The 26,208-nt window shown below is 70.1% G+C and carries 28 protein-coding genes; 15 read left to right on the top strand and 13 right to left on the bottom strand.

What is annotated here, in order from left to right; translation table 11 throughout:
- Nucleotides 1–408: 408 nt before the first annotated feature.
- Nucleotides 409–1,185 carry an HAD family hydrolase gene (locus ABZ463_RS40555; protein ID WP_362785293.1) on the top strand — a complete coding sequence of 259 codons (777 nt, stop codon included), beginning with the start codon at nt 409–411 and terminating at the stop codon, nt 1,183–1,185.
- A 160-nt stretch (nt 1,186–1,345) separates the two neighbouring features.
- The gene (locus tag ABZ463_RS40550) at nt 1,346–1,630 is read left to right on the top strand and encodes a pyridoxamine 5'-phosphate oxidase family protein (protein ID WP_362785290.1); all 285 of its coding nucleotides are present in this window, start codon (nt 1,346–1,348) and stop codon (nt 1,628–1,630) included.
- Between the two features lie 111 nt (nt 1,631–1,741).
- Here ABZ463_RS40550 and ABZ463_RS40545 read toward each other — a convergent pair whose 3' ends face one another.
- The 3 genes from ABZ463_RS40545 to ABZ463_RS40535 form a co-directional block, all read right to left on the bottom strand.
- Nucleotides 1,742–2,587 (bottom strand): alpha/beta hydrolase, encoded by an 846-nt coding sequence (locus tag ABZ463_RS40545; protein ID WP_352012174.1) that lies wholly within the window; start codon nt 2,585–2,587, stop codon nt 1,742–1,744.
- Nucleotides 2,587–3,519, bottom strand: a complete 933-nt coding sequence (locus ABZ463_RS40540) for a VOC family protein (protein WP_362785286.1) — start codon at nt 3,517–3,519, stop codon at nt 2,587–2,589. The genes ABZ463_RS40545 and ABZ463_RS40540 overlap by 1 nt, the downstream gene beginning before the upstream one ends.
- Before the next feature lie 71 nt (nt 3,520–3,590).
- Nucleotides 3,591–5,150: a bifunctional 3-(3-hydroxy-phenyl)propionate/3-hydroxycinnamic acid hydroxylase gene (locus ABZ463_RS40535; protein ID WP_362785283.1), complete on the bottom strand. Its 1,560-nt coding sequence runs from the start codon at nt 5,148–5,150 to the stop codon at nt 3,591–3,593.
- Between the two features lie 138 nt (nt 5,151–5,288).
- Between ABZ463_RS40535 and ABZ463_RS40530 the strand changes: the two genes are divergently transcribed.
- The gene (locus tag ABZ463_RS40530) at nt 5,289–5,939 is read left to right on the top strand and encodes a TetR/AcrR family transcriptional regulator (RefSeq protein ID WP_352012171.1); all 651 of its coding nucleotides are present in this window, start codon (nt 5,289–5,291) and stop codon (nt 5,937–5,939) included.
- A 3-nt stretch (nt 5,940–5,942) separates the two neighbouring features.
- Here ABZ463_RS40530 and ABZ463_RS40525 read toward each other — a convergent pair whose 3' ends face one another.
- Nucleotides 5,943–6,695: an IclR family transcriptional regulator gene (locus ABZ463_RS40525; RefSeq protein WP_352012170.1), complete on the bottom strand. Its 753-nt coding sequence runs from the start codon at nt 6,693–6,695 to the stop codon at nt 5,943–5,945.
- A 91-nt stretch (nt 6,696–6,786) separates the two neighbouring features.
- Between ABZ463_RS40525 and ABZ463_RS40520 the strand changes: the two genes are divergently transcribed.
- Genes ABZ463_RS40520 through ABZ463_RS40505 form a run of 4 tightly spaced genes read left to right on the top strand, consistent with a single transcriptional unit; the run spans nt 6,787 to nt 10,701 of the window.
- Nucleotides 6,787–7,941: a cupin domain-containing protein gene (locus tag ABZ463_RS40520; protein ID WP_352012169.1), complete on the top strand. Its 1,155-nt coding sequence runs from the start codon at nt 6,787–6,789 to the stop codon at nt 7,939–7,941.
- Nucleotides 7,938–8,771 carry a fumarylacetoacetate hydrolase family protein gene (locus ABZ463_RS40515; RefSeq protein ID WP_352012168.1) on the top strand — a complete coding sequence of 278 codons (834 nt, stop codon included), beginning with the start codon at nt 7,938–7,940 and terminating at the stop codon, nt 8,769–8,771. The genes ABZ463_RS40520 and ABZ463_RS40515 overlap by 4 nt, the downstream gene beginning before the upstream one ends.
- Nucleotides 8,771–9,418, top strand: a complete 648-nt coding sequence (locus ABZ463_RS40510; RefSeq protein WP_362785278.1) for a maleylpyruvate isomerase family mycothiol-dependent enzyme — start codon at nt 8,771–8,773, stop codon at nt 9,416–9,418. Before ABZ463_RS40515 ends, ABZ463_RS40510 begins: the two co-directional genes overlap by 1 nt.
- Nucleotides 9,409–10,701: an FAD-dependent monooxygenase gene (locus ABZ463_RS40505; RefSeq protein ID WP_362785275.1), complete on the top strand. Its 1,293-nt coding sequence runs from the start codon at nt 9,409–9,411 to the stop codon at nt 10,699–10,701. The genes ABZ463_RS40510 and ABZ463_RS40505 overlap by 10 nt, the downstream gene beginning before the upstream one ends.
- 119 nt (nt 10,702–10,820) lie before the next feature.
- On the opposite strand, the gene ABZ463_RS40500 is transcribed toward ABZ463_RS40505, so the two are convergent.
- Nucleotides 10,821–11,705: an esterase-like activity of phytase family protein gene (locus tag ABZ463_RS40500; protein WP_362785272.1), complete on the bottom strand. Its 885-nt coding sequence runs from the start codon at nt 11,703–11,705 to the stop codon at nt 10,821–10,823.
- On the opposite strand from ABZ463_RS40500, the gene ABZ463_RS40495 reads away from it, so the two are divergent.
- Nucleotides 11,698–12,015 (top strand): hypothetical protein, encoded by a 318-nt coding sequence (locus tag ABZ463_RS40495; protein ID WP_362785269.1) that lies wholly within the window; start codon nt 11,698–11,700, stop codon nt 12,013–12,015. The two genes, ABZ463_RS40500 and ABZ463_RS40495, sit on opposite strands and share 8 nt — an antisense overlap.
- A 339-nt stretch (nt 12,016–12,354) precedes the next feature.
- Here the strand turns inward: ABZ463_RS40495 and ABZ463_RS40490 are convergent, their stop codons facing one another.
- A complete protein-coding gene (locus tag ABZ463_RS40490; RefSeq protein WP_362785267.1) occupies nt 12,355–12,750 on the bottom strand; it encodes an RICIN domain-containing protein in 396 nt (131 codons plus the stop codon).
- A 302-nt stretch (nt 12,751–13,052) separates the two neighbouring features.
- Entirely contained in the window at nt 13,053–13,286 is a 234-nt protein-coding gene (locus tag ABZ463_RS40485; protein WP_362785264.1) for a hypothetical protein, read from the bottom strand.
- A 383-nt stretch (nt 13,287–13,669) separates the two neighbouring features.
- Between ABZ463_RS40485 and ABZ463_RS40480 the strand changes: the two genes are divergently transcribed.
- The 4 genes from ABZ463_RS40480 (at nt 13,670) to ABZ463_RS40465 (ending at nt 17,093) form a co-directional block, all read left to right on the top strand.
- On the top strand, nt 13,670–14,818 hold the full coding sequence (locus tag ABZ463_RS40480) for an alanine racemase (RefSeq protein ID WP_362785262.1): 1,149 nt from the start codon (nt 13,670–13,672) through the stop codon (nt 14,816–14,818).
- A complete protein-coding gene (locus ABZ463_RS40475; protein ID WP_362785259.1) occupies nt 14,815–16,101 on the top strand; it encodes a ferric iron reductase in 1,287 nt (428 codons plus the stop codon). Before ABZ463_RS40480 ends, ABZ463_RS40475 begins: the two co-directional genes overlap by 4 nt.
- Before the next feature lie 75 nt (nt 16,102–16,176).
- Nucleotides 16,177–16,398 carry a helix-turn-helix domain-containing protein gene (locus ABZ463_RS40470; protein WP_352012159.1) on the top strand — a complete coding sequence of 74 codons (222 nt, stop codon included), beginning with the start codon at nt 16,177–16,179 and terminating at the stop codon, nt 16,396–16,398.
- 143 nt (nt 16,399–16,541) lie between these two features.
- Complete coding sequence (locus ABZ463_RS40465) at nt 16,542–17,093, top strand: NAD(P)-binding domain-containing protein (protein WP_362785256.1); 552 nt, start codon at nt 16,542–16,544, stop codon at nt 17,091–17,093.
- 22 nt (nt 17,094–17,115) lie between these two features.
- Here the strand turns inward: ABZ463_RS40465 and ABZ463_RS40460 are convergent, their stop codons facing one another.
- A complete protein-coding gene (locus ABZ463_RS40460; RefSeq protein WP_362785254.1) occupies nt 17,116–18,078 on the bottom strand; it encodes an alpha/beta hydrolase in 963 nt (320 codons plus the stop codon).
- A gap of 108 nt (nt 18,079–18,186) precedes the next feature.
- Here ABZ463_RS40460 and ABZ463_RS40455 point away from each other — a divergent pair, with 108 nt between their 5' ends.
- Entirely contained in the window at nt 18,187–18,840 is a 654-nt protein-coding gene (locus tag ABZ463_RS40455) for a TetR/AcrR family transcriptional regulator (protein ID WP_362785251.1), read from the top strand.
- An 88-nt stretch (nt 18,841–18,928) separates the two neighbouring features.
- Here the strand turns inward: ABZ463_RS40455 and ABZ463_RS40450 are convergent, their stop codons facing one another.
- Both ABZ463_RS40450 and ABZ463_RS40445 read right to left on the bottom strand, forming a co-directional pair.
- Nucleotides 18,929–19,579 (bottom strand): DUF3159 domain-containing protein, encoded by a 651-nt coding sequence (locus ABZ463_RS40450; protein WP_362785248.1) that lies wholly within the window; start codon nt 19,577–19,579, stop codon nt 18,929–18,931.
- On the bottom strand, nt 19,576–20,763 hold the full coding sequence (locus ABZ463_RS40445) for an NAD(P)/FAD-dependent oxidoreductase (RefSeq protein ID WP_362785245.1): 1,188 nt from the start codon (nt 20,761–20,763) through the stop codon (nt 19,576–19,578). The genes ABZ463_RS40450 and ABZ463_RS40445 overlap by 4 nt, the downstream gene beginning before the upstream one ends.
- A 103-nt stretch (nt 20,764–20,866) precedes the next feature.
- Here ABZ463_RS40445 and ABZ463_RS40440 point away from each other — a divergent pair, with 103 nt between their 5' ends.
- Entirely contained in the window at nt 20,867–21,469 is a 603-nt protein-coding gene (locus ABZ463_RS40440; RefSeq protein ID WP_362785242.1) for a TetR family transcriptional regulator, read from the top strand.
- A 26-nt stretch (nt 21,470–21,495) separates the two neighbouring features.
- On the opposite strand, the gene ABZ463_RS40435 is transcribed toward ABZ463_RS40440, so the two are convergent.
- Complete coding sequence (locus ABZ463_RS40435) at nt 21,496–22,569, bottom strand: FAD-dependent monooxygenase (RefSeq protein WP_362785239.1); 1,074 nt, start codon at nt 22,567–22,569, stop codon at nt 21,496–21,498.
- Between the two features lie 85 nt (nt 22,570–22,654).
- Here ABZ463_RS40435 and ABZ463_RS40430 point away from each other — a divergent pair, with 85 nt between their 5' ends.
- The gene (locus ABZ463_RS40430) at nt 22,655–23,146 is read left to right on the top strand and encodes a TetR family transcriptional regulator (RefSeq protein WP_352012151.1); all 492 of its coding nucleotides are present in this window, start codon (nt 22,655–22,657) and stop codon (nt 23,144–23,146) included.
- Between the two features lie 36 nt (nt 23,147–23,182).
- Here the strand turns inward: ABZ463_RS40430 and rox are convergent, their stop codons facing one another.
- Both rox and ABZ463_RS40420 read right to left on the bottom strand, forming a co-directional pair.
- Entirely contained in the window at nt 23,183–24,607 is a 1,425-nt protein-coding gene (gene rox, locus ABZ463_RS40425) for a rifampin monooxygenase (protein ID WP_362785295.1), read from the bottom strand.
- Between the two features lie 450 nt (nt 24,608–25,057).
- The gene (locus tag ABZ463_RS40420; protein ID WP_362785235.1) at nt 25,058–25,915 is read right to left on the bottom strand and encodes a phosphotransferase; all 858 of its coding nucleotides are present in this window, start codon (nt 25,913–25,915) and stop codon (nt 25,058–25,060) included.
- Nucleotides 25,916–26,208 lie beyond the last annotated feature (293 nt).

Raw genomic sequence — 26,208 nt, 5'->3', positions numbered from 1 at the left:
CCGGAAAGCTATGAAGCCGGGCTCTATCTCCGAGGCTCGGTCATGTGGTTGAAGCTCCTCACTTCAACCACATGATCCGAACTCTAAACAGCTCCCTAGACCTGACACGAGGCCGATTGCGCGCGGCCTCAAACGCTGCAGGACCGGGCGCGCGAGGGCAGCCCGGCGGAACCGACGAGAGCGTCGGCTACAGGTGAGCGAAGAAACGTGTCAGGTCAAAGAGCAGGCGGGGTCACGCGGTCTTGTCCTCTGTCCTCACGACGACGGTGCTTGGGGCAAGCTACGGGAACGCGGCAGGAGGCCTCAAGCGGTTTTCCGACGGTGTCGGCTCGCCGGGCCCTCGGGTGAAGCCGCCGGACGGCTCCACCCCCCGCATGCCGGGGACGGGCGCCAAGGGATGATCCTGCCATGGCGGATGTGATTTTCTTCGACCTGGACGGCACCCTGGTGGATCACCGAAGCGCGGTCCTGGAAACGATCGGTCAGGTCGTCCGGGCCGCGCCCAACGCGACGGCTCCGCCGGAGGAGCTGGTGACGTCATGGTGGACGCTGGAGGGACGCCACATGCGGGAGTACCTGGCCGGTCAGTGTTCCTTCGCCGAACACCACCGGCGCAGGGTCCGCTCCTTCCTGCCCATGCTCGGCGAGCCGGTTCCGGAGGACCCCGCTCTTCTGGACGCCTGGATCACCGAGCGCTACCTCACCGCGTTCGAGGAGTCCTGGCGGAGCTATCCCGACGTCCGGCCATGCCTGGAGACCCTGAAACGACTCCCCCACGGACCGCGCCTGGCCGTCCTCACCAACGGCGACCCCGGACAGCAGCGCGCCAAGCTCGCCCGCTTCGGCCTCCTGGAGTACTTCGAGGCCGTCCTGACCCCGACCGAGCTCGGTACGGCCAAGCCCGCCGCCTACGCCGCCGCCTGCCGGTGGATGCGGACGGACCCGGCCCGGGCGGTCAACGTGGGCGACATGCTGGAAAGTGACGTGAACGCGGCCTCCCTCGCCGGGCTCACCGGCGTCTGGCTGGACCGCGGCATCGACTTCGTCACCGGTGAGCCGTCACCGGCGGCGGAGGAGACCGTGCTCCGCGTCGAACGTCTCACCGACCTCCCCGGCCGCCTGTCGTTCACGGAGTCGACACGCCGGCACAGGTCTTCGAGCGGCGTGACAACCCCACCGGCATGATCGATCAGCTCATCCCCGGGGATCCCATGGGAAGAGACGACCGCCGGGTCCGGCGGTGGCGGCCGGAGATAATCCGAAACTCGGAGCCGACGGACGTCGAGAACGCTCCGGCGGCTCCGTCCCCGGGGTGGAACACGACGACGACCTTGGAGGAACGGCCATGCGAGCGAACGAGATCACCGAGATTCCGGACCGGCCGATCAGCCGGGAGCTGCCGGCCCGTCACGTGGCCCGGCTGGCGTACGTGGCCAAGGACGGCACGCCCAGGAACATTCCGATCGCGTTCACCTGGAACGGCTCGGAGATCGTCGTGTGCACCACGAAGAACGCCCCGAAGCCTCCGGCCCTGCGCGAGAACCCGATGGTCGCCCTGACGATCGACACCGAGGTGTACCCGCCCAAGATCCTGCTGATCCGCGGGCGGGCCGAGCGCGAGAACGCCTGAGAACGGCCCCGCCCACAGCGAGGAGAACTCAAGCACTGCCGGGGCGCTCCCGCACCGGCAGCCCGGTCGTACGGCTCAACCGCGCGGGGCCGGTCGGCCCCGCCGGTCGGGTCAGTTGTTCGCGACGAAGTCGACGACCAGCCGGTTGAACTCGTCGGCGTGCTCGATCATCGCCCAGTGCCCGCAGTGGTTGAGCAGCACCAGCCTGCTGTTCGGGATGTTCGCCAGCAGGTACAGCGAGGTCTCGAACGAGACGACGCGGTCGTCGCGGCCGTGGATGAGCAGGGTCGGCACCTGGATCGCCGGCAGTGCCTCCGGCTTGACCCACTTCGGCAGCGGCGCGCCCTTCGGCAGGCCGTCCACGTAGTTGCGCAGATGGTCCGGACGGGCGAGCGCGGCGTCCGAACGCGCCTGGCACAACTCGGGGGTGGCGAAGCGGGCCTTGTCGTAGACCATGATCTCGACGAGCCTGCGCATGTTCTCCGGGCTCGCGTCGTGGTAGGCCTCGATCAGCACCTTGAGGCCTTCGGAGGGGCCGCCGCCGGCACCGAAGAGCGTCGGCATCCGGCCGACCGGCGGGCCCATGGTGACCAGGTGCGAGATCCGGTCCGGGTGCTCGGTGGCCAGACGCAGCGAGGTCTGACCGCCCATCGAGTTGCCGACGAACGCGGCCTTCTCGATGCCGAGGGCGTCCAGGAACTGGATCACCGCCTCCACATGGTCGAGCCGGTCGACGGTCGCGGGGTCCGACTCGCCCCAGCCGGGCATGTCGACGGCGTACACGTGGAAGTGCTCGGCCAGCGCCTCGATGTTGCCCGCGAAGTTGCTCCACCCGGTCGCGCCCGGCCCGCTGCCGTGCAGCAGGACGACCGGGTGGCCGGAGCCCGCCTCGTAGTAGCGGAGCTTCCAGTCGTTCGTCTGGACCGTGCGGGCGATGTCCTTGGGGTCGAGGGCCATCAGTGGTCTTCTCCGTTCGGTGCGGGTGCGGCGGCGAGCAGTTCGGCGACGACGGCCGAGGGGCGGTGACCCCAGCTGTGCAGCTTGTCGAGCGTCCTGACCTCCCACGTCTCGTCGTCGATGATCAGCCCGCCCCAGCCGTACTCGACGCTGAAGCCCGAGGGCGTGAAGACGTAGAAGCTGAACATGTGGTCGTTCGGGTGCATGCCGAGTGTCATCTCGAACGGCTGCTTGGCGTCCATGCACCGGTCGTAGGCCCTGCCGACGTCGCGGATGTCGGTCACCTCGACCATGAAGTGGTGGGTCCTCTTCGGCGACGGCAGGTCACCGAAGGCCACGGTGTGGTGGCGGCCGTTGCAGTGCAGGAAGATCAGGTCGGCGACCACACCCGGGGTCACCTCCTCGACGATGATGTCGCTGACCTTGAAGCCGAGCAGGTCGATGTAGAAGCCCAGGTAGGTCTCCCGCGGGACGTCGTGCGCCAGGAGGACCTGGTGGCCCGCGCCGCCCGCGCCCGTCACGAAGCCGCCGAGCAGCTTGGCGGACTCGAACGGAGTGCCGGCCTCGGCCAGGCCGGTGACCAGCTCGATGCGGTTGCCCATCGGGTCCGCGGTGACGAAGATCCGCTCCACCTTGCGGGCGGCGGCGAGGGCGGGGTCGCCCTCGGCGACCTCGATCCCGGCCGCGCGCACCTTCTCGACCAGCGCGTCGAGCTCGGCCGCGTCGACGACCTCGTAGCCCGTGGCCACCAGGTCGTCTGCGGGGCCCTCGGTGACGATCCAGCGGTGGGCCTTCTCGTCGGTGCGCAGGGTGAACCCGGTGCCGGTTCTCTCGCCGATCGGCATGCCCAGCAGCTCGACGCCGAAGTGCTCCCAGTCGGCGAGGTCGCTGACCTCGTAGACGACGTAACCGAGCTCCTTGACTCGGGGCATCTCTCTTCTCCTTCTTCTCAGGCTTCTCAGGTTTCTCAGGTTTCTCAGGCCGATGGCCCGGCCTGCCGGTCTCAGGCGGGCACGGCGAGGGCGGGTACGGCGAGGCCGCCGACGTCGGACGCGGCGACGAACCTGTCGGGGCGCAGCGCCACGGCGCGGGCGCCGTACCTGCGCAGCCACGGCAGCAGGACCTCGTCCAGGTCGACCAGTTCGTCCGGCCCCTGCGTGTACGCCGTCTTCGGCCGCACCGCGACGTAGCGCGCGCCGAGCGCGTCCCAGCCCGCCTTCTCCTCCGCCGTCAGCAGGGCCGAGGGGTCGACGTCGCCGCCGAGCAGCACGAAGCCGTCGCCGAGGAGGTCGTCCAGGCGCACCATCCGGCCGATCGCGTCGCCGGTGATCGGCTGCGGGACCATCCGGCCGACGATGCTGGCATCGCCCAGCGGGCCCCTGATCCAGCCGCCCTCAAGCACCGGCGGGGCGATGAGCGGTGGCTCGAACGGGGTGACCGTGTCCTGGGGCACCGCGTTCATCGCGGCCTGCTCCTGTTCGGACAGCTCCTGCTTGATGACCCGCCCGAGCTGGACCGCGAGGCCGGTGTAGAAGGCGGCGTTCGGACGCCGCTCCGCCTCGTAGGTCTCCAGCCAGCTCTCGGGCAGCTCGCCTTTGATCACGCGGGCGAGTTTCCAGCACAGATTGTGGGCGTCGCGCATTCCGGTCTGCATTCCGGCGCCCGCCCACGGCGGCATCAGGTGGGCCGCGTCGCCGGCCAGGAAGACCCGGCCCCGGCGCCAGGTGTCGGCCATCCGGGTGTGGTGCCGGTAGAAGGCGTGCTGGTGGATCTCGACGTCCTCCTCCGTGACGCCGAGCGCCTGGAGCAGCGGCCACACCTCGGCGCTGGTCGGGTAGTCCGCCGGGGACTCGTCCGGCTTGAGCGGGATCTCCCAGCGGTGGTTGCCCGCGGACAGCGCGATGTCGACGACCGGGCGTTCCTTGTCGGACCAGAAGGTCAGGAAGTCGCGGTCGGGCCACCACCGCTTGACGCGGCAGTCGATGACCACCCATGTGACGTCGTTGGTGTCGCCCAGCAGCCGGCAGCCCACCTCGTCCCGGGTCGTGCTGCTGCCGCCGTCGGCGCCGATCGCGTACCGGGCGCGGACGGTGCGGGTCTCGCCGGTCGCGATGTCCGTCGAGGTGACGGTGACGCCGTCGTCGTGCTGGTCGATCCCGGTGACCTCGGCGCCGTAGTGGACGGTGATGCGGTCGCCGTACTCCAGCGCCGCGGCGCGCAGTTCGGTCTCCATCGTCGGCTGGTAGATGTTGTAGAAGCGCGGCTTGCGGCCCAGCGTCGAGGGCGGGTGCTCGACCCGCATGATCTCCGTGCCGTCGTAGGTCACCCAGCGCAGGGCCCGCTGGGGGTCGATCTTCTTCTCGATCCGCTCGTCGATGCCGAGATCCTGGAAGATCCGCATCGTCCAGTCGTTGACGGTCACGGCCCGGGCTCGGGGGTAGATGTCCCTGTCCCGTTCGAGGGCGACGGCGGAGACTCCGTACCTGGCGAGGGTGAGTGCGGCGATCACACCGGTCGGGCCGTATCCGATGATCGCGACATCCGCGTCGTAGCTCTCGGTCATGCGCTGACTCCGTTGTCCTGGCCGCGTGTGCTCGGCGCGGCAGTTTTGGACCGATCGGTCGGTACGATAGTGAGGAGGGTAACAATGACCAGCGGCGATGTGTCAAGAGCCGCCCTCCGAGTCCCTAGAATTCGGCGAGTGGACAAGCCCGCGCCGAAGGCGCAGACCGGGAACCGCCGAGGCCGACGGTCACGCCAGGAGATCCTCGACGCGACCGCCCGGGTGATGTCCGTGCGCGGCTACGCGGGCACGTCGATGTCGACCCTCATCAAGGAGACGGGCCTGCCGAGGAGCGCCTTCTACCACCACTTCGAGTCCAAGGCCGGGCTGCTGTCGGCCGTCATGTCCCAGGGGGCGAGCGACTACTTCGACGCCATGCGCGAGGCCCACCGCAACCCGCCGGAGGGCGGCACCCCGCGCGAGCGCCTCGGGTGGTACCTGCGCAGGACCGGTGAGGTCTTCGAGCACCGGGAGGCGTTCCTGCGCCTGCTGCTGGTGCTGGTCATGAGCAACGAGGCGGCCGAGGCTCCGGAGGCGCTGCGAACCGTGATCGCGGTCCGCGACGAGGGCCGCGACTACATGCGGCACATGATCCGCTCCTCGTTCCTGAGCGAGGGCGAGGAGGCCGCGAACACGGTCGCGGACGCCCTCGCCCACTTCGGCATGGCCGGATTCGACGGCGCGTTCGTCTCGCTCCAGTCGGAGGACGGCAAGCCGATCTCGGAGTTCATGGAGCAGCTCGCCGACGCCATGACGGCGATCGGCGAGGCACTGATCGCCCGCCACTGAGCCTCAGAGGGCGCGCGTGATCGCGTCGGCGGCGGCCGTGAGCGCGGCGGTGAGCGGCTTGACCTGCTCCGGCGAGTAACGGACGCTGGGCATCGAGATCGACAGCGCCGCGACGGTCGCACCGGAGCGATCCCTCACCGCGCACCCCATCGCGGTCACGCCCCGCTCGGTGCGCTCAAGGTTGAGCACGACACCGCTGAGCCGTACGGACCGGAGCTCACGACGAAGCCTCGTCAGGTCGGGCAGCTCCTCGGCGGGATCGTGCCGGTCGTCGGCGGCGTACAGGGCCACGAGTTCCTCGTCCGGGAGCGCCGCCAGCGCCACCAGGCCGCCGGTCGCCTGGTGGGCGGGGAAGACCATGCCCTCGCGGCTGCCCACCCGCAGGGCCTGGGCGCACTCGACCGAGGCGATGAACCGGACGTTCCTGCCGGTGCGGATGCTGAGGTTCACGGTCTCGTCGATCCGGTCGACCAGGGCCCGCATCGGCCCGAGGGCCGCCGCCCGGAGCGTGCCGACGTCGGACTGGGCACGCTCGGCGAGGGCGAGGATGGGGCCCACCCGGTAGGTCCGGTCCTCGTCCTGCACCGCGAAGTCGCGGTAGACCAGCGCGGTCAGCAGCCGGTGGGCCGTGGAACGGGCGACGCCCAGCCGTTCGGCCGCCGCGGAGACCGTGATCGCCCCGTCGAGCTGGAGGATCTGCGCGAGCCTGAGGGCGTGGTCGACGCTGTTCGAGGCGTAGGCCGGCGGAGTCTTCATCGGCTTCACCATGGTCCGATCCTGACACAGCCTGTTCTGCTGTGCAGAATCCTCTGTTCCTGATCCGTCGCGTCAGCGGATAGTCAGGACCATGTCCGACGCGCACGCCATCACGTCGCCGGTCAGCGTCACCGCTGAGGACCGGCCCGACCAGCCTCCCGTCAGCCCCGAACTCGAAGACCTCTACCGCGGGTTCGAGAAGGCGCTGCTCGTCCCGCTGTGGACGGAGATCGGCGACCTGATGCCGCGGCACCCGCGCTCCAAGGCCCGGCCGCACCGCTGGAACTGGAGCGAACTGCTCGAACTCGCCGGCCGTTCCGGGAACCTGGTCCCCGTCGGCCGCGGCGGCGAGCGCCGCGCGATCGCGCTGGCCAACCCGGGCCTGGGCGGCAAGCCCTACGCGACCCCGACCCTGTGGGCCGCGATCCAGTACCTCATGCCGGGCGAGGACGCGCCCGAGCACCGGCACACCCAGAACGCCTTCCGCTTCGTCGTCGAGGGCGAGGGAGTGTGGACCGTGGTCGAGCGCGACCCGGTGCCGATGCGCCGGGGCGACTTCCTCCCCCAGCCCGGCCTGCACTGGCACGCCCACCACAACTCGGCGAGTACGCCGATGGCCTGGATCGACGGGCTCGACATCCCGTTCCAGTACGGCATCGAGGGGCAGTTCTTCGACTTCGGCCGGGACACCCTCACCGAGGAGGAGCACGCCACCCCCGATCGTTCCCGCGCCGAGCGGCTCTGGGGGCACCCCGGCCTGGCACCGGTCTCACAGCTCGGCCGCCGCGAGGGCACACCCCTTCTGCGTTATCGCTGGACCGACACCGACGCCGCGCTGACCGGCCAGCTCACGCTGGAGCGGGAGGGCCACCCGGCCACGGTCGAGCCGGGTCACGCCCTGGTCCGCTACACCAACCCGACCACCGCCGACGACGTGCTGCCGACGATCCGGGCGCAGTTCCACCGGATCACCACCGGCACGGAGACCGCGCCGTACCGGGAGACCGGCTCTTCGGTCTACCAGGTCTTCGACGGGTCCGGCCGGGTCACCGTCGGCGACCGGACCTGGACGGTGACCCGCGGAGATCTCTTCGTCGTCCCGTCCTGGCAGCCGCTGTCGATCCGCTCGGAGGCGTCGGCGTCCGACTCCGACTCGGGCGCGCTCGACCTGTTCCAGTTCGGCGACGCCCCGATCTTCACCAAGCTCAACCTGTTTCGCAGCCACACCGAAAGGGACAGCCGATGAAGCTCGCCACCATCCGCCTGGGTGACCAGCGCACCGCCGCCGTCCGCGTCGAGGGCGACCAGCTCGTCGAGGTGGGCCTGCCCGACGTCGGCGCCGTGCTGGCCGCGCCCGGCGGTCTCGCGACCGCCGCGACGGCCGACGGCACCAGGCACCCGCTCGCCGGAGCCGACCTCGCCCCGGTCGTGCCCCGGCCCGGCAAGGTCATCTGCGTCGGGTTGAACTACCAGAACCACATCAAGGAGATGGGCCGCGACCTCCCGGAGTACCCGACCCTCTTCTCCAAGTTCACCGACACCCTCATCGGCGCCACCGACGACATCCGGCGCCCCGAGGAGACCGAGCAGTTCGACTGGGAGGCCGAACTCGCCGTCGTCGTCGGCCGGCAGGTACGCCGGGCGGACGAGGAGCAGGCGGTCGCCGCGATCGCGGGGTTCACCGTGCTCAACGACATCACGTGCCGTGACTGGCAGTTCCGGACCCGGGAGTGGCTGCAGGGCAAGAACTGGGACTCGACCACCCCGATCGGCCCGTTCCTCGTCACCGCCGACGAGACCGGCCCGCGGCCGGCGCTCGACATCCGCTGCGAGATCGACGGTCAGGTGACGCAGTCCGACAACACCGGCGACCTGCTCTTCGACCCGGTCCACCTGATCCGTTACGTCTCGACGATGGTGCGCCTCAACCCGGGCGACGTGATCGCGACCGGCACCCCCGGCGGGGTCGGTCACGCCCGCAGGCCACCGGTCTTCCTGAAGGGCGGCGAGCTGGTCGTGACCGAGATCGAGGGTCTCGGCCGCCTTGAGAACCGCGTCGTCCCCGAAGGCGCGTGATGGCACGCGACCTCGCCACCACACTCGCGTGGGCCGAGACGGGGACCCGGCTGTGCGTGTCGACGATCACCGGCCTGTCCGAGGAGGAGTACGGCGCCGCCTCGGCCCTGCCCGGCTGGACGCGCAAGCACCTCGTGGCGCACCTGGCCGCGAACGCCGAGGCGGTCGGCAACCTGATCCACTGGGCGCGCACCGGCGAGAGGACCCCGATGTACGGCTCCCCGCAGGAACGCGCCGAGGGGATCGAGCGGGGTTCCCGGCTGGACGCCGGCGAACTGTCACGGTGGTTCACGGAGTCGGCCGCGACCCTGGCCACCGCGATGGCGGCGCTGCCCGACGAGGCGTGGCGGACCCAGGTGGTGACCGCGCAGGGCCGTACCGTGCCGGCGAGCGAGGTCCCGTGGATGCGCAGCCGGGAGGTCATGGTGCACGCCGTGGACCTCGCCACCGGGCTCACCTTCGCCGACCTTCCCGACGGCTTCCTGCTGGCGCTGCGGGAGGACGTCCTCGCCAAGCGGGGTCTCGACGCGGTGCCCGGCGTCGAAGGGTCCCTGGCCGACGTCACCGCCTACCTGGCCGGACGTCCCACGACCGGGGTGACCGCCGTCGGCGGCGGCCTCCCACCGACCCTGCCCCCGTGGCTGTGACGAGAAGGACCGATCCCATGGGCGTCTTCCCCTCAACCCGCGCCGACGTGATCGTCGTCGGGGGCGGCATCGGCGGCCTGTCCGCGGCGCTCGCCCTGACCCGTCAGGGGCTGCGGGTCAGGGTGCACGAGCGGTCGTCGGTGTTCGGCGAGGTCGGCGCGGGCCTCCAGCTGGCGCCGAACTGCACCCGCATCCTGGACCGCTACGGGCTGCTGGAGGAGGCGGCCTCCCTCGGTGTGCTGCCCGAGGCCATGGTCATGAAGGACGCCGTGGACGACGACGACCTGACCCGGCTGGACCTGCGCGACCTGGAGCGCCGTTACGGCTACCCCTACCTGGTGATCCACCGCAGCGACCTGCACGGGATCCTGCTCCGCGCCTGTGAGCGGGCGGGTGTCGAGCTCCTGACCGACTCCCACTGCACGTCGTACGAGAACGTCGCCGGTGGCGCCCGGGTCCGTTTCGCCGACGGCGGCGCCGACGAGGCGGAGGTGGTGATCGCCGCGGACGGGCTGCACTCGGTCGCCCGCGAACTGCTGGTCAAGGACGAGCCGGTGAGTTCGGCGTACGTCGCCTACCGCGGCGCCGTGCCGTTCGAGAAGGTCGCCGACAACGGCATCCACGACAAGGACGTCGTCGTGTACGTCGGCCCCCGCTGCCACTTCGTCCAGTATCCGTTGCGGGGCGGCGAGATGTTCAACCAGGTCGCCGTGTTCGAGTCGCCGAAGGCGCTGGCCGGTGAGGACGACTGGGGAACACCGGACGAGCTGGACGCGGCGTTCGCGGGAACCTGCGAGCGGGTCCGGAAGGGGCTGCCGCTGATGTGGCGCGACCGGTGGTGGCGGATGTACGACCGTGACCCGATCATGACCTGGGTGACCGGCCGGATCGCGCTGCTCGGTGACGCGGCGCACCCGCCCCTGCAGTACATGGCGCAGGGCGCGATCATGGCGATCGAGGACGGCTGGGTGCTCGGGGAGCACGTCGCCGCCCAGCGCGCGCGGCGGACCGGTGACGGCTCCGGCGTCGACTGGGACGCGGCACTCGCCGCCTATGAGGCCGTACGGCCCGAGCACTGCCGCCGCGTCGTCACCACCGCCCGGGCGTGGGGCGAGCTGTGGCACCTCGAAGGCGTCCTGAGGCTGCGGCGCAACGCCCTCCTGCGTGGCCGGGACGTCTACGACTACTCGTTCGTCGACTGGATCTACGGCCCCACGGCGCTGGTCCCCGAGGACGAACCGGAGATGTTCCAGCCGATCCCCCTGGACACCGTGCCGCTCTGACCGTGCCACTTTTGACCGCTTCGCTTCCGCCCGAGGCGGGCGGTACCGCCCCGGGCGACGACCGGCGGCACCGGACACGTTGGCGCCGGGTCGCCCGGGAACGTGTTCTCGACGGCCGGTCAGCAGGTGACGGTGCCCCTACGGATGGCGTGGCCGCCGTCGTTGTCGTCGTCGGCCCAGTAGACGGGCTTGGACCCGTTGACGCATTCGTCGGCTCCGGCGAGGGAGAAGCCCTCGTTGTTGTAGTCGGGCATGCCGGTGGGCCGGTCGTGGACGGCGGTGACGGCGAAGGCCCCCGAGGCATCGACCTTCAGGGTGCGGTGCTGGCCGCCGCAGTTGTCGTCGCAGACGGCCCACAGCCGGAGGGCCTGCGGTTCCCACTGCAGTTCCATGACACCGGCCATGCCGCTGCTGGTCGAGGAGATCCGGGTGAAGGCCCCGGAGTCCTCAAGGACGTAGCCGTGGATCATGCCGGTGCCTTCGACGCCGAGGAAGAAAACACCTCCGGTGTGGGCGCCGTAGCCACCGGGGTCGTAGGCCGCACCGGTCGAGGCGTCCTTGAACCCGGCGCCGGTGAGGTAGCCATCGGGGATCCAGGTGACGCCCTCGAAGCCGAGGTTGGAGCCCACGGACGGCAGGCTCGCGGTGAGGTTCCACTCCTTGGTCGCGGTCAGCGTCGTGCCGCTGCCGGAGACGTCGTAGCGCAGGACGGAGAGCCTGCTGCTGCCGGAACCGTTGCGCTCGCTGGAGACGAACACCCCTCCGGCCGCGCCGGAGCCGGTGACGGTGACGCCCTCGCTGTCGGGGGCGCCGGAACCGCCGGGGAAGCGAAGCGCCTTGCCGGAGGTCCAGCCGCCGGTGGTGTCGGGCTTCCAGCCGCCGGAGCCGTTCGGGACCAGGCGCCACAGCCTGCCGCTGTTCTGCGCGCCCCACAGCACCCCGCCGGTCTGGTGGAGACCGCTGAGGTCCTCACCGAAAACGTTCGACCCGTCGGCGGTGGACACCGAGGAACCGCCCGGCCAGGCGACCGATGCCAGGGAACTCGCCGGGGCGACCCCGTTTTCTGTGGCTTTTGTGGCTTCTTCGGCTTGTGTGACGGGCGTGACGGATGTCGCGTTGGCGATCGTCGGTGTGGCCATCATGCCGAGCGCCATCGCGCCGGCGATCAGGATTCTGCGGGCCGGTCGGCCGGATAACGGGCGGGGGGTCCGAAAGGTACTGCCATTCACAGGCGAACTGCCTTTCAACGAGCGAACGGCTGCCGGCAGCAGCCAGAACAGGCATAAACGACAAAATTCTGATCATTCGGCATGAATGCTGAATGAATCGCATACGTCGTCACGCCGTCCGCAGCGTGAGGCAACGCCGACGTTCCCGGTGGGCTTGCCCCGCAACCCTGAGGGGACGTCTCCCGCCCCGCCCGCCGCCGTTCGAAGGGCCGCCCGGACGGCGGCGGGCGGAGCCCCCGACGTGACGGCCTCAGCGGACCGGAGGATTGCCCCCGGGGTACTGGAAGCCCCACACCTGGTTCCAGCGGTTCCCTTCCGTACCCGTCCTGATACAGCTCCATGCCTGCAGGCGTGCCTGCTGGCCGGGTATACCGCTGGAGGAGGCGTCCAGGCACCTGCCGTTCGCGCGGTTCCTGATGATCATTTAGGTCTCGGGAAAGCACACGCAGGGCTCGTGCGGCGGAATGATGTAATCGGTTCGCCACTCGGCCGGCGCGTACCCGGACTCGCAGTAGGTGTCCTGAACGATGGACACACCCTCCCGGGGATCACCGTCCAAGAGTTGCAGGCACTGACCGGAGTGACGGGCCTTTATGCGGAAGTATCCATTTCCGCTGTCGAGGAACTCGAACTCCTGCGAGTGGCTGGCATTGTCCGGCCACAGGAAGACGCCCCGCCTCGGATTGGTGGACGCCCACATCACGTCGGCGCGCAGTCCGCTGATCCGGTTCACGATCTCCGCGTACGCCGGCGTGGACGTGCCTGCCGCGAAGGACACGGCCACCAGGACCAGCGCCATGACCAGGGCGCTGAACGTCAACCGCCTCTCCCCGGGATTCAACGAGGTCGGCCTTCTGCCTTTTCGCGAAAGAAAGCCGATCCTGGCACGGGAAAATCTCATGATTTCTCCTCGTCTGGTCTGGACAATGAGGGCCGCGCGGGCGGGTTCACCGTGGTCCTGTCGTGGCACGGTTTCGGTGGTCTCCGGCACCGGTAACGGCCATGCCGGAAAAATGGGCCTCTCCCTTCGGCGGTTGAGCGTGGTCGGCTCTGATGATCAGGAGGATGAACCCGGCGTAGGGGTGATCGGTGATTCGCGACGCTCGGCACGCCTCCGATTTCTCAGGTGCCGCCTTCGCTTTTCGCCGACACCAATGTTAAACAGGCGTGCCGCGGGCGGCGATGGCGTTCACCCACCGAATGTTCACCGAGCGCCGGATGAAATGGGATGAGCGATTTCGGGACCGTATTACGGCTCGCCGCGGCGCTGGCCGGAAAGGCGAAAAACAGCGCCAGGGAGTTCCGGGCCGTAGCGCCCTCCCAGCCGCGATCAAGACTTGGCACGATGCTTCTCAACGCCCGGACTCCGGGCGAAAGATCAATGTCACCGCGCCGGTAGTACACCTCTGATCACAAACAACTACCTTTCGTATTTATCCTCACACCTTGCGTGACCATGGTTGGAGTTCCATGCCCTCACGACGCGCTCTGCCGGTCACCGCCACGACCCCGCCTCTCCCCCTGACCCGCTCCCCCGGCCCGGTGTCACAAGGCCGAAGCCCTGAACGCGGCCTCGTCCGTACGCCTGCCCGCGCCAAGCCCGTCCCCGCCTGCCGGAACGGGATGGGCTAGCCCCTCACCGGGGACTTCGGTCGTCACGGAAAACGACGTCCCCTCGACGTGACCCGCCCTGAGGTGTCGTGTCACAGCCATGCGTGAAACCCGACCTTGGAGGTGCGATGCTCCCGCAGGAGAAGGCTCTGCGACTCGCGGCAGCCGGCATGCTGCCCGCGTACATCTACGATCTGGACGGTCTTCGCCGCCACGCCGGCGTGGTCATCGGCGCCGTGAACGGCGCCGCTCAGGTGTTGTACGCCGTCAAGGCCAACCCCGACGCACGGGTTCTGCGCGCCCTCGCACCCTTCGTTGACGGGTTCGAGGTGGCCTCGGGCGGTGAGCTGGCCTTCGTGCGAAAGCTCCTGCCGCAGGCATGGGTCGCCTTCAGCGGTCCCGGCAAGACCGACGCCGACCTGAGGCTCGCGCTCGAACTCGGCGTCGAACGGGTGCACGTGGAGAGCCCCGGCGAACTCACCAGAATCGCCCGGATCGCCCGAGGGCGGCCGGTGGACATCCTGTTGCGGGCCAATCTGCGTCCGCCCGCCGTGAACGGGCAGACCACGACCGTCACACCCTTCGGCATGGACGAGCCCACACTGGAGGCGTGCCTGCCGATCCTGCGCGCGGCTCCCCGGATCCGCGTGCGCGGCATCCACAGCCACCTGGCGTGGGGCCTGCCCGCCCCCGCCATGGCCGAGGTGGCCGCCTACGTCGTCACCTGGGCCTCGTCCTGGCTGAACCGGCACCTGCCGGGCGTCGAGCATCCCGAGATCGATCTCGGCGGGGGGATGCTGGTCGACTACGCCGATCCGGACAGTCGTTTCGACTGGGCGGCCTACGGTGCCGCCCTGGCGGCCCTGCGCTCCCCCGGGCCGCTGCGCATCGAGCCCGGACGCTCACTGTCCGCCTACCAAGGCTGGTACGTCACCGATGTCCTGGACATCAAGACCAGCCACGGACAATGTTTCGCGGTGCTGCGCGGCGGCACCCAGCACCTGCGCACCCCGGTCGCCAGAGGGCACGACCAGCCGTTCACCGTCATCCGCCCCACCGGCCGGACACCCGCCTACAGCGGCACGATCACCCTGGTCGGCCAGCTCTGCACCCCCAAGGACGTCTTCGCCCGGGACGTGTCCGTCACCGGGCTGAGCCCCGGCGATCTGATCGTCTTCGGTCTGGCCGGCGCCTACGCCTGGAACCTGTCCCACCACCAGTTCCTCATGCATCCCGAACCCACCTTTCACTACCTCGACCGGGAAGGCGCATCGTGATCATCGACGAGTCCGGAGACCCGCAGCAGACCTGGCAGTACGCGGAGCGATACCTGGGCGGCGGCACCCGTGACTACAGTGCCTACTCGGCGCACCTGGACATCGGCGACCGCTACCACCCGCAACGGGGACTGCCACGCTTCCAGGTGCCCACCTTCCGGGTGCCGCCCGAGATGGGCACGTTCCTGGCCGGAGACCTGCCGAGCAAGGTGAGCGGCCTGTACGGCGACGCGGACGAATTCCTGCTGCCCGTCCATCCGGAGACGCTCGCCTATCCGGACCTTCCCGAACGCCGGACACTGCGTCGCCTGCGACGCGGCCCCGAGCTGACCGTGGTGCCCTCCGCGAACGCCCGCACCGTGTTCGTCGAACGCGTCGGCGGCGCGTCCACCGAGCCGCACTTCGTCAAACTGCACTACCCCAAACGGCTGTCACGCTTCACCCGCCGCCTGCGGCAACCGATCATCACCCTTGAACTGTGGACGGCCGCGGAACTGACCCGCAACGAGCTCCCCGTGCTCTGCGAGGTGGCGGGCGGAGTCCTGGGACACCGGCCGCGCGACGCCTGGGGCTTCCTCGTCCGCGAGGCGGGCCCGCGCACGGGCACCGCCGTCGGACCGCCCGGCGGGAACTCCGCAACCGCTGACATCCTCGCCTCGCCCCTGCGGTACACGGTGCCGCTGTTCGCCCTGTACGGCCGTGACATCCTCCAGCCTCGGCACCCCGCCGTGCTGACGCAGCTCATCTCCCGTAGCGGCGAAGACCCGACACAGTGGCTGGTCCGCCGCGTGGTGGCACCCATGGTCGCCCTGTGGACCCGCGCCGCCACGCGCACCGGATGCGCCCTGGAGATGCACGGCCAGAACACCCTGTTCGGCTACGACCTCGACGGGCGGCGCACGGCCGTCTTCTACCGGGACTGCGCCATCAACGTCGACCCGGCCATCCGCCTTCGGCAGGGCCTGACGCGTCCGCTGCCGCCGGTCAACATCATCTCCCGCGACGTACGGCACCCCGCGGCGCACGTCTTCAGCCTCGCCTATGACAGCTTCATGGCCCACCACGCGCTGGAGCGCCTGGTCCAGGTCGCCACCGACACCCTCGCCGTGGACCCCCACCGGCTGCGGCAGGCGGCCTGCGAGGCCTTCGTCGCGCACGATGGCCCGACCCTCGGCCTGCCCTCCACCGTCTTCTACTACGACGACGAACTGCACCCCGACGGGCAGTGGTCCCTGCGCGACACCGGCGCGAGCCCCCGCTGGCGGCCCGGATCGCCCACTTGAAGGGCCACACCTACTGTTCAGTCGTGACTGAATAAACTATTAGCTTGATTCAGTATCGACTGTATTGTCCGGGGCATGGAGAGCTCCGGCCGCCCCGCCCTCGCCGTGCACCTGTCCGGCGGCAGGCTGTCCCACCTGTTCGCCGGCGAGCTGGGGCTGCCGTTCCGGCCCTACGTGCTGTGGACGCGGCTACGGGCGGCGATGTCGTCGCTGGCGGACGGCGCCCTGCTCACCGAGGCCGCGCACACGGCCGGGTTCGCGGACTCCGCCCACCTGACCAGGTGGTCCGCCGGATGATGGGCCAGGCACCCTCCACCCTGACGACCGGGGTGCGATGGCTGCCTTGACGCTCTCCGGCCTGAAGGACGGAGCACCACGGACGAACCCGGTAGCAGGATCGTTCAAGCCCCGCCGCCACTCTCTCGGCCAGGCTTGGTTTCGTGATTCTCGTGATCGGCGCCGGACAGGCGGGGCTCGCGGCAGGCCGCGAACTGCGCATGGCCGGACATGACGTGCTGCTGCTGCTGGAGGCCCACCCGCGGCTGGGCGAGTCCTGGCGGCGCCGCTGGGACTCTTTGCGCCTGTTCACCCCCGTCTCCCTGAGCGCGCTGCCCGGCCTGCCCATGCCCGGCGCCGACCGCTATCCGGGCAAGGACGAGGTGGCCGACTACCTGCGGGCGTACGCGGCCCACTTCGAGCTGCCGGTCCGGCTCGGCACCACCGTTTCCCTGCTGCGCACCGCCGGCGGCCGGACCATCGCCCCGCGGAGCGTGATCTGGGCGACCGGCTACCGCCCCGACTACCGCTGGCTGCGGGTTCCCGGTGCCCTGGTCGGCGGGCTGCCCCGCCACAGTGAGGGGATCAGCCCGGTACCCGGTTTGGCCTACCTGGGCCTGCCCTTCCAGCGCTGCCGAGGTTCGGCCCTGCTGGGCTGGGTGGGCGAAGACGCCGCACCGGTCGCCAGGGGCCTGGAGGGCCGCAGACGCCGCTGAGATGGTTCGCGTCGCCGTCCCGTCACCCCGCCAGAGCCGCGCGGAGGAACTCGAAGATCTCCGCCTGGGCGACCTCGGCCTGCGGTTCCACCCCTGGCAGGGTGAGGAAGGCGTGCCGCGCCTGCGGATACTCGGTGAGCCGTACGGACGTCCCGGCCGCCCGCAGTCGCCCGGCGTAGCGGCGGCCGTGATCGGCGACCGCGTCCTTGGTCGGCACCACGAGCAGCGCGGGGGCGAGCCCGCTCAGATCATCGGCGTACAGCGGCGAGAACGCGCGGGCGTCGGTTCCCGGCGGGACGGCGAGCCGTCGCAGGAACCGCAGGAGCGGCAGGGCAGGGGTCGGGCTGTAGGCGTACTCAGCCACGGAGGGGTAGTCGCACATCGTCTCGGTCACCTCGACCACGGGGTTGACCAGCACCTGCGCCCGGAGCCGCAGGCCCGCGTCCCGGGCCCGGACGGCCGTCAGGGCGCTGACCAGCGCGCCGAAGCTCTCGCCGGCGACGGCCGTACGCGTTGGATCGACGCCCCACCGTGCGGCGTTTTCCACCATGTGCCGGAGGACGTCCCAGCCGTCGTCGGCGGCGTCGGCGAGGGGGCTGCCCGGGGCGAGGAGGCGGTGCTCGACGGAGACGACGAGCGCGGGCAACCGGGCGGCGAGGTGGCTGTTGGTCCAGTCGCACTGCGCCGCTGTGCCCACGAAACCGCCTCCGTGCACGTGGACCACGAGGGGCAGGCCGGTCCTGGCGGTGGTTTCGCCGCCGGCAGGAGACACCGGCCGGTACACCCGGACCGGAAGGTCGCGACCCGGCAGCGCGATGTCCTGCCATCCGACGGCGGCTCCGGGGTCCGGCTCTCCGAGGATCGCCCGTGCCGCGCCGGAGGCCCGCCAGCGGTTCTCCGCAGTGCGGTAGGCGATCAGTTGCTTGACCGTCATCGTGGAGAAGTCCGGCTCCGGCGGCTGTCTGACGGCAGTGGTCTCGCTCATCTCGCCCTCTCTCTTCTTCCAGCCAGCAGACGCCTCCATTATGCACGCGGCGCGTGCATCGGCAAGTGCATAAGATATGCTGGGCCGGGCGCGGACGAGAGGGGCGAGATGACAGGCCGAAGGCGTTGGTCGACGGAGGAAATCCTGGACACGGCGGCGGAACTGCTGCGCACGGACGACGCCGAGTCGTTCAGCGTTCGCAGGCTCGCCGCGACGCTCGGGACCGACTCCTCCAGCCTCTACCGGCACTTCCGCAACAAGACCGAGCTTCTGCGCGCGGTCGCCGACCGGATCCTGGTGGCCGCGATGGACGGCTACCGCCCCGAGGGTGACTGGAGGCAGCGCATCACCGCGACAGCCCTGCGCCTGAGAGAGGCCTTCGGCCGGCACCCCCAGCTCGCCGCGGTCTGGGGACGCTACGGATCCGGCGGCGCCGGTTCCCGGCTGGTCATGGAGGAGGCACTACAGGCTTTGCGGACCTCTGGCCTGCCCGATGAGGAGATTCCCTCCCGCTACCACCGGCTCGTGATCCTCCTCTCCGCACTGATCGTCTCCGAGGCCGGGATCGGCACCCTCACCCCGGACGAGTACGAACAGGGCATGGAGCAGTTCCGCGTCGCGGTCCTCGGGGCCGACCCCGACCGCTTCCCCGCCCTGGCCCACTTCGCCCGCGAGATCCGCCCCCTCGGAGCCGACCGCCGGGCCGCGTTCGATGAGATCCTCGCCGCCCACCTCGCCCGGATTGAGGCCGCGATCCCCTGACGCGCCTCCCGGTGGTGCCGCGTCACCACGCTCCGTTCGAAACACGGCGGTCGCAGAGCCGGCGCACCGGTTGGACCGGACGCGGCCGTCAGCCGGGGCTCGGCGTCGTCACGGCGGGGCCCGGTCCTGCGGGGTCCGCCTCGGCGCGGAGGATGCGCCAGCTGAGATAGGCGCAGACGCCCGTCGCGGGCGTGGTCAGCAGTGTGCTGGCGATCCCGAGCGCGACCACCTGCCCGGCCAGGTACAGAGGCACCATCAACGCCGTGCCGAGGGCGAACTTCGCCAGGAAGATCGCCGTGCACCTCTGGTAGCGCCGCCGCCTCGCGCGATCCCGCCGCCAGCCGAACCGATCGTCACGCGCCGCCCCCAGCACCAGCCCGACCACCGGCCACCGCACCAGCACGGACACCAGGAACACGGCCCCGCCGACCGCACTGGTCAGCACGCCCACAAGGTAGAAGTCGACCCCGCGCCCGGTGCTCCCCGCAAGCAACGCGGAGACCCCCACCATGAGCAGCCCACCGGCTGCCTGCCAGTACTTCCTGTCGGTCCACACCCGGGCCACCGCGAAGGCGAGCACGCCGACGACCGCGATCAGCGCGGAGGCCGATACGCGACCGCTCGTCAGATAGGCGACCAGGAACAGCGCACGAGACGCGACGGCCTCCGCGAGTGTGCGCCAGCCACCCACCGCGGCGAACAAGGACAGCGACCTCCGCGTCAGCATGGTGAGGTTCATGCGCTCGGCTCCGTGGCGCCGGTCCGCTGCCGGGCTCCCGGGCCGGTTCCGGCCACCGCGCCGGGAGCGGAGAGGTTGTCGCGGCGCGTCGCGTCCTCGTAGGCGCCGATCGCGGCGCGCAGGTCCCGCTTTCCCCGGGCGGCCTGGACCAGTTCGTCACGCAGGCGGCGGGCGTCCCGCATCGCCAGGTTGCCCCCGAAACCCGGTGCCACGTGGATGGCGTCGCCGATGAGCGTCACCGGAGTGGCCGGCCATGCCGGCGTCGGCGGGATCAGCCCGATCCGCAGCGCGACGGTGAGGTCCGGCCATGCTTGGTCGATGACCAGCCGCAACGTCTGGTGCATGCCGACGGCCAGTCCCCTGGCCCGGTGCCACGCGTCGGCCGGTGAGCCGGTGGAACCGAGCCGTTCCCGCGTGACGGACAGCGTCCACATCACGTAGTCCTCGGCTGCGGCGACGGCGCGGTGGTCCAGGGCGGGCAGCCACTTCTCCCGCGCGGCGGCCGGTGGCCGGGTGAACCGCAACGCGCCCATCGCCATCATCGTGCCGTGCGAGCGCGCACTGGTGGCGCTGTGGCCGATCAGCTCGGGCAGCCCGGTACCGGCCACGGCCCGCAGCGGTGTCGCGCCCATCACCATGCGCTTTCCCGTGTCGGTCACCCGCACGTGCGGCAGGTACTGGCGCCGGACCGCGGAACCGATGCCGTCCGCGCCGACCAGCACGTCCGCCGTGTCGGTGCCGCCATCGGCGAACCACGCCCGGACGGTGCCGTCAGCCCGCTGCTCGAACCGTGTGAACCGCGCCCCGAACCGCACCGTTTCCTCCAGTCCGGTCAGCAACACCGCCCGTAGCAGCGGCCGGTGCGCCTGCCGGCCGGGCCGCACGGGTCCCGCGGTACCGGCGAGCGGCTGGGTGCGAACGACCTTGAGCTCCCCGTCCACTTCGGACAGGAACAGCCTCCGCTCGCGCGGACCGCCCATGGTCGCCTCCGCCATCGCGACGTGCCGCGGCGGCAGGCACGCGCGCAGCGCGGCGGCTCCCCTGTCGTCGAAATGCAGGCTGACGCCCTGTGGGCGCCCCTGCGGCCCGTCCCGCTCGTACACCACGACGTCGACGCCCGCCTGGCGTAACCCGTGGGCAAGCGTCAACCCGCCAAGTCCGGCACCGACAACGATCACCCGCATTCCGTCCCACCTTTCTTCATCGGTTGATGAAGTTCAGCGTACCCCGCGCCGGGGAAGAAACATCATCGACCGATGAAGAAATGTCCGATAGGATCTTCCCGCCATGACAGAACACAGTCGTCCCGGACGCTGGCGATCCGGTGAGCAGAGCAGGCAGCAGATCCTGGAGGCCGGCCGCACGCTGTTCCGCGAGAACGGCTACGGCGGCACGACGGTGCGCGCGGTCGCGGCCGAGGCGGGGGTGGACCCGGCCATGGTGTTCTACTTCTTCGGCACCAAGCAGGGCCTGTTCGCCGCGGTCACCGAGATGCCCGCCCACCTGACGTCGGCCATCGAGTCGATGTTCGCCGGCGGTCTCGACGGCATCGGTGAGCGCATCATCCGGACGCTCTTGGAGAACCTGGATAAATCCGACCGCACGCCGCTCGTGATGCTCACCCGGTCGGCCCCCACCCATGAGGCGTCGGAAGCGCTGCTCCGCGAGTTCATCGACCGGGAGATCACCGGCCGGCTCGTGACGATGCTCGGCACACCGGACGCCGCGCTACGGGCGGGGATGGTGAACGTCCAGGTTCTGGGCCTCGCGGTGGCGCGTTACATCATGCGGATCGAGCCGATCGCCTCCGCGCCCACCGATGAGCTGGTGGCCCGGTTCGGTCCGGTCGTACAGCACTGCCTCACCGGACGACAGGAGACGGCGTGGTGAACGCCGCTCACCATGTTCTCCGCCTCCTATGAGCCGGTCAGGCCGGCGTCACCGCCGAACATCGTCGCGGCCTGGCGGCCCGCGGCCTGGTTCCCGGTGACGTAGGGCCGTAGCTCTTCCTCGTAGGCGGCGAAGGCGGCCGTGTGGTCTCCGGCCGCCGAGGCGAGGTTTCCGGCGAGCGCCCGGGCGCCGATCAGCGCCTGTGAGGTGCCCATGCCGCTGGTCGGGGCGGCGCAGTAGCCCGCGTCGCCGACCGGGGCGATCCGGCCGCACGACCAGCGGTCCAGATGGACCTGGCAGGCCGAGGAGAAGTAGAAGTCGTCCGCTTCGCTCATCGCCTCCAGCAGCCGGGGCGCCTGCCCACCGAAACCGGCGAAGGCCGCCCGCACCGCGTTCTCCTGCTCGTCTCGGCCGCGTCGGTCCAGTGCGGGTGAGGCGGTGGCGAAGGAGAAGCTGACGGTAAGGCGGTCCGGCGCGCCGGAACCGAACAGGTAGAGGGCCGCGCCAGGGCCTTGTTGCAGCAGGCCGCCACGCTCCAGGCCGAGGTGGTTGGCGGTGCTGAAACCGGCTCCGGACAGGCCCAGGTGGCGTAGCGCCCCGGCGCACGGGCCGAAGGCCAGTTGCCGCACCTTGGAGTGGACGCCGTCGGCTCCGATCACCATGTCGAACTCCCGGGCGGCTCCGCGCTCGAACTCGACCGTGACGCCCGACCCGTGCTGGGTCAGCGCGCTGATCGAGTCGTCGAACACGTAGGTCACGTCGTCGGTGGTGATGCGGTGAAGGATCCGGGTCAGTTCCTGCTTCGGTACCTCCAGTTCACCGACGAACGCCTCGGCGGGCAGCCGTCCGGTCTCCACGCCCTTGTCGTCCAGCAAGGTGGTGCCGCGCATCTTCGTGTCGTGCCCACGCATCTCGGCGAGGACGCCCAGGTCCTCCAACGCGTCGAACGCCTCGCCGTGGAAGTCCACCGCGTATCCGCTGTCACGAAGCTCGGGGGCTCGCTCGACCACGCTCACCTCGTATCCGTCGCGGTTCAGGAAGAAGGCGAGGGCGGGCCCGGCCACACTCGCACCGGAGATCAGAACTTTCGTCTTGGTCATTGGGCATGACGGTAAGCCGATTTGACCATTTGGTCAATCCATTTGGGTAGACCGAATGGGCAAATCATCGGCTATGCTGCACCGCATGGGAAACCGAGAGGATCTGCTGGCCGGGGCCAAGCGGTGCCTGATCGAACGCGGCTGGGCTCACACGACCGTCCGGGACATCGCCTCGGCCGCCGGAGTGAGTCATGCCGCCATCGGCTACCACTTCGGTTCCAAGGACGCGCTGCTCACCCAGGCCCTGGTGGAGGCGGTCGACGAACTCAGCGACGAACTCGCCCACCGCACCTCTTCGGACGAGCCGGAGCGACACTGGCAGGCCCTGATCGACGGCTTCACCACCCACCGGGCGTTGTGGGTGGCGCAGCTTGAGGCCGTGGTGCAGGCGGAGCGGTCACCGGAGGTGCGCGAACACCTCGCCAGAGGGCAGCGGGAGGGGCGAGAGGGACTCGGCGGCTCGGTCCCCCTCGCCCTGCTGACCGGTCTGATGATGCAATGGCTGCTTGATCCGGACCACGCTCCCTCAGGCGCGGACGTGATCGCCGAACTCCGGTCGCTCACCACCGAAACCTGATCCGGCTCGGCCCCGAAGGTGACCGCTCAGACGAAATCAGTCGGCGGGTCTGCCGAACCAGCGGGAGAGATGGTCGTCCAGATCCCGCTGGTCGTCGCCGGCCCAGGCGACGTGGCCGTCGGGACGTAGCAGAACGCACGGAACATCCAACGCCGCGGTGGGATCCGCGAGGTGGTCGACCCGATCCGACCAGCCGCCCGCGGTCAGGCGTTCGGTGCGGTCCAGCAGCAGGCCGCGGCCGTGACGCAGCAGATCGTAGAGGCGGCCCTGCTTCACCTCGATGTCACGCAGGTGGCGGCCAAGCAGGTCGGGGCCCGCGCCGAAGTCGTAGCGGACACCGATCGCGGTGATCTTCTCGATCAGGTGGCGGTTCACCTCGTCGAAGTCCATCAGCTCGGTGAGCAGCCTGCGCACGGCCTGCGGGCCCGGTTCGGTGGACAGCAGTTCCGTCTGTGCGCGGGTGTTGTCCAACACGTCCTCGGCGACGGGGTGCCGTTCGGCCTGGTAGGTGTCCAGCAGTGTTTCCGGGGCCCAGCCGCGGATCTGCGCGGCCAGTTTCCAGCCGAGGTTGAACGCGTCCTGAACGCCAAGGTTCAGGCCCTGTCCGCCGATGGGTGGATGGATGTGCGCCGCGTCACCGGCCAGCAACACCCGCCCGACCCGATAACGCTCGGCCAGCCGGGTGGCGTCCCCGAAGCGGGACAACCAGCGCGGGGAGTGTACGCCGAAGTCCGTTCCGGCGACGGCGCGCAACCGCTGTTTGAAATCTTCGAGGGTGGGCGGTTCCGCGCGATCGCCGACTCCCTCGGCGGGGACCAGAACGCTGTAGACCCCTCCCCCGAAGGGCCGCAGCCAGAATCGCTGATGGCTCTCGCGGACCTCGGCCGTCCTGGCGGCGATCTCCTCCTGCGACGCACCCACTTCCATCTCGCCCATCAACGTCTCGGCCCGCGAGGGCTCGCCGGGGAAGCCGACGCCGAGCAGTTTGCGCACCGTACTGCGCCCGCCGTCACAGCCGACGAGATAGCGCGAACGCAGCCGCCGCCCGTCGGCCAGCTCGACGGTCACGCCCTCGTCGTCCTGCTCGAAACCGGTCACCGTCCAGCCACGCCGGACCTGAGCGCCCAGCTCGATGGCGTGTTCTTCGAGGAGACGTTCGATGACCGGCTGCGGGATGCCCAGCAGATAGGCGTGCGCGGAGTCCAGGTTCTCGGGCGCGGGTTTGGGGATGGCGGCGAAGAAACCACCGGCCGGACGCCGCCTTCCGTGTTCGAGGACGCGGTCCAGCAGTCCGCGCATCGCCATCAGCTCAAGACTGCGGGCGTGCAGACCGACTATGCGGACGAACGACTTGGGCTCGGTCTCCTTCTCAAGGACGAGCACCCGCACATCGTGCAGCCGCAGTTCCGCGGCCAGCGTCGCGCCGGTCGGCCCGCACCCGGCGATGATCACGTCGAACACGAGAGGCGCGTGATCGGCGCCCGGGGCTGCCGGGGTGAAGTCGCGCTCGACCGTGTCGTTCGACGACAGCCCAGCGGTGACCTGCGAAAAGTCCATGGTGTTGCCTTCCGGGAGTGCCTTGTTGGCGAGGCGCTCCCGGCGACACCTACGTCAATCGCCCGGCCGTGACGGGAAGGGGGAGCACCCACATCGATACAGCGTTCATGGGTCTCACCTCCTCGGCGGTGTCACGGTCAGCTGCAAGCTACCAGTCCGATGCGATCCCGCCCACTCCTTTTTCGCCACGTGATCACGGCGCCGAACCAGGCCGTACAGCGGTCCGGCCGACCCTCCTAACTCGGTCTTCGCCACCCGAAGGTCACGCGATGGCCATCACCGTTTCCCGGCGCATGCCTGTCATCGGCGAGAACTCGTACACCCTTCGTGGGCCCGGCCGCCCCGTCGGGGAGTTCACCCGTTCGAGGCGCCTGCCTCCAACCATGCGACGATGTGCCGCGCGTAGCTGTCGGCGTTCGCCGGCGCCCTGCCGTCCAGCGCCGCGACAAGATGGGTCACCCCGAACGTCCGGTCCCAGACCCGGGCACGCCGGTAGGTGGCGCCGTCTACGGCCTTGCGAAGATTGTCCCAGCCATGCAGCCATCCCATGGTGGCGGCGTCGACCGCCGGGTCGAACAGATGAGCCCGATCCCAGTCCAGAACTCCGATCAGCGTACCGTCGCCGCTCCAGTGGACGTTGTCCGCGCCGAGATCGCCGTGGACAAGACAGTCTGGGACCTCCTCCAGGGCCAGGGCGTCCTCCAGGCGCCGCCGGCCTTCCTCGCGCCACCTGCCGGGCAGGCGCGGGATGACCTCTTCGGCCAGGATGTCGGCCCAGTGATGGCCGCCGGTGAAGGTGCGCGGCGCACCCAGTACGGCGCGCAGCCGCGGGGTGACGGAGAACTCCCGTAGAGCCCGGAGAAGCTCGCCGATCCTCACCGGATCGCCCACTCCATCAGGCAGTCCGGAACCGTCGATCCAGGAGACGGCGACCGCGGCGCGAGCTCCGAACATCGTCACCGGCGTCAGCGGCTCGGGCACCGCGAACGGCAGGCCGGCCGCCGCGATCGCCCGCAGCGCCTCGGTCCGCCGTGGCAGGGCCTGTGCCCCGGACGGCAGCCTGCTGACCCGCACCGCCGCGACCCCCGGAAGCAGGACGACGTCGTGGACCCCGCCGCGAAAGAACCGCGCCGCTTTCAGCGAGGTTCCGGGGAGAAGGGCCTCGGCTATCTCCAGCAGCTCGCCGGACACCTGGTCGCTCACCACGCCCATCTTTCCTCGCCGACGACCGAGGCCGCGTTCGAAACGCGACTCACCGAACCGGACCAGGTCAGGCAGCCCGCTGTCCGCAGGGCTGGGAAGTCACTGGAAGGCCCCCAAGCCGACCCAACGGGGCCGACGGCGGTCGCTCGCTCACAGCTTTGCCGCCGCAGAGCGCCCAACGGACGCGATCGACCTCTCCGGGAGGGCTCCTAGGAGCTGTTTAGAGTTCGGATCATGTGGTTGAAGTGAGGAGCTTCAACCACATGACCGAGCCTCGGAGATAGAGCCCGGCTTCATAGCTT

Origin of the sequence: Streptosporangium sp. NPDC020145 (genome assembly GCF_040631275.1) — a bacterium.
In the GTDB taxonomy this organism is placed as follows: domain Bacteria; phylum Actinomycetota; class Actinomycetes; order Streptosporangiales; family Streptosporangiaceae; genus Streptosporangium.
The sequence above is the reverse complement of the archived record's forward strand: the minus strand, read 5'-3'. Positions and strand labels throughout refer to the sequence as shown.

What these genes read in the sequence shown, in the direction of transcription:
- ABZ463_RS40455 (WP_362785251.1), top strand. Translation starts at nt 18,187, where the DNA reads ATGACAGGCCGAAGGCGTTGGTCGACGGAGGAAATCCTGGACACGGCG.
- ABZ463_RS40480 (WP_362785262.1), top strand. Translation starts at nt 13,670, where the DNA reads ATGCTCCCGCAGGAGAAGGCTCTGCGACTCGCGGCAGCCGGCATGCTG.
- ABZ463_RS40555 (WP_362785293.1), top strand. Translation starts at nt 409, where the DNA reads ATGGCGGATGTGATTTTCTTCGACCTGGACGGCACCCTGGTGGATCAC.
- ABZ463_RS40440 (WP_362785242.1), top strand. Translation starts at nt 20,867, where the DNA reads ATGACAGAACACAGTCGTCCCGGACGCTGGCGATCCGGTGAGCAGAGC.
- ABZ463_RS40525 (WP_352012170.1), bottom strand. Translation starts at nt 6,695, where the DNA reads ATGAAGACTCCGCCGGCCTACGCCTCGAACAGCGTCGACCACGCCCTC.
- ABZ463_RS40540 (WP_362785286.1), bottom strand. Translation starts at nt 3,519, where the DNA reads ATGCCCCGAGTCAAGGAGCTCGGTTACGTCGTCTACGAGGTCAGCGAC.
- ABZ463_RS40550 (WP_362785290.1), top strand. Translation starts at nt 1,346, where the DNA reads ATGCGAGCGAACGAGATCACCGAGATTCCGGACCGGCCGATCAGCCGG.
- ABZ463_RS40460 (WP_362785254.1), bottom strand. Translation starts at nt 18,078, where the DNA reads ATGAGCGAGACCACTGCCGTCAGACAGCCGCCGGAGCCGGACTTCTCC.
- ABZ463_RS40435 (WP_362785239.1), bottom strand. Translation starts at nt 22,569, where the DNA reads ATGACCAAGACGAAAGTTCTGATCTCCGGTGCGAGTGTGGCCGGGCCC.
- ABZ463_RS40545 (WP_352012174.1), bottom strand. Translation starts at nt 2,587, where the DNA reads ATGGCCCTCGACCCCAAGGACATCGCCCGCACGGTCCAGACGAACGAC.
- ABZ463_RS40450 (WP_362785248.1), bottom strand. Translation starts at nt 19,579, where the DNA reads ATGAACCTCACCATGCTGACGCGGAGGTCGCTGTCCTTGTTCGCCGCG.
- ABZ463_RS40515 (WP_352012168.1), top strand. Translation starts at nt 7,938, where the DNA reads ATGAAGCTCGCCACCATCCGCCTGGGTGACCAGCGCACCGCCGCCGTC.
- ABZ463_RS40535 (WP_362785283.1), bottom strand. Translation starts at nt 5,150, where the DNA reads ATGACCGAGAGCTACGACGCGGATGTCGCGATCATCGGATACGGCCCG.
- ABZ463_RS40520 (WP_352012169.1), top strand. Translation starts at nt 6,787, where the DNA reads ATGTCCGACGCGCACGCCATCACGTCGCCGGTCAGCGTCACCGCTGAG.
- ABZ463_RS40420 (WP_362785235.1), bottom strand. Translation starts at nt 25,915, where the DNA reads ATGGGCGTGGTGAGCGACCAGGTGTCCGGCGAGCTGCTGGAGATAGCC.
- ABZ463_RS40430 (WP_352012151.1), top strand. Translation starts at nt 22,655, where the DNA reads ATGGGAAACCGAGAGGATCTGCTGGCCGGGGCCAAGCGGTGCCTGATC.
- ABZ463_RS40445 (WP_362785245.1), bottom strand. Translation starts at nt 20,763, where the DNA reads ATGCGGGTGATCGTTGTCGGTGCCGGACTTGGCGGGTTGACGCTTGCC.
- ABZ463_RS40470 (WP_352012159.1), top strand. Translation starts at nt 16,177, where the DNA reads ATGGAGAGCTCCGGCCGCCCCGCCCTCGCCGTGCACCTGTCCGGCGGC.
- ABZ463_RS40510 (WP_362785278.1), top strand. Translation starts at nt 8,771, where the DNA reads ATGGCACGCGACCTCGCCACCACACTCGCGTGGGCCGAGACGGGGACC.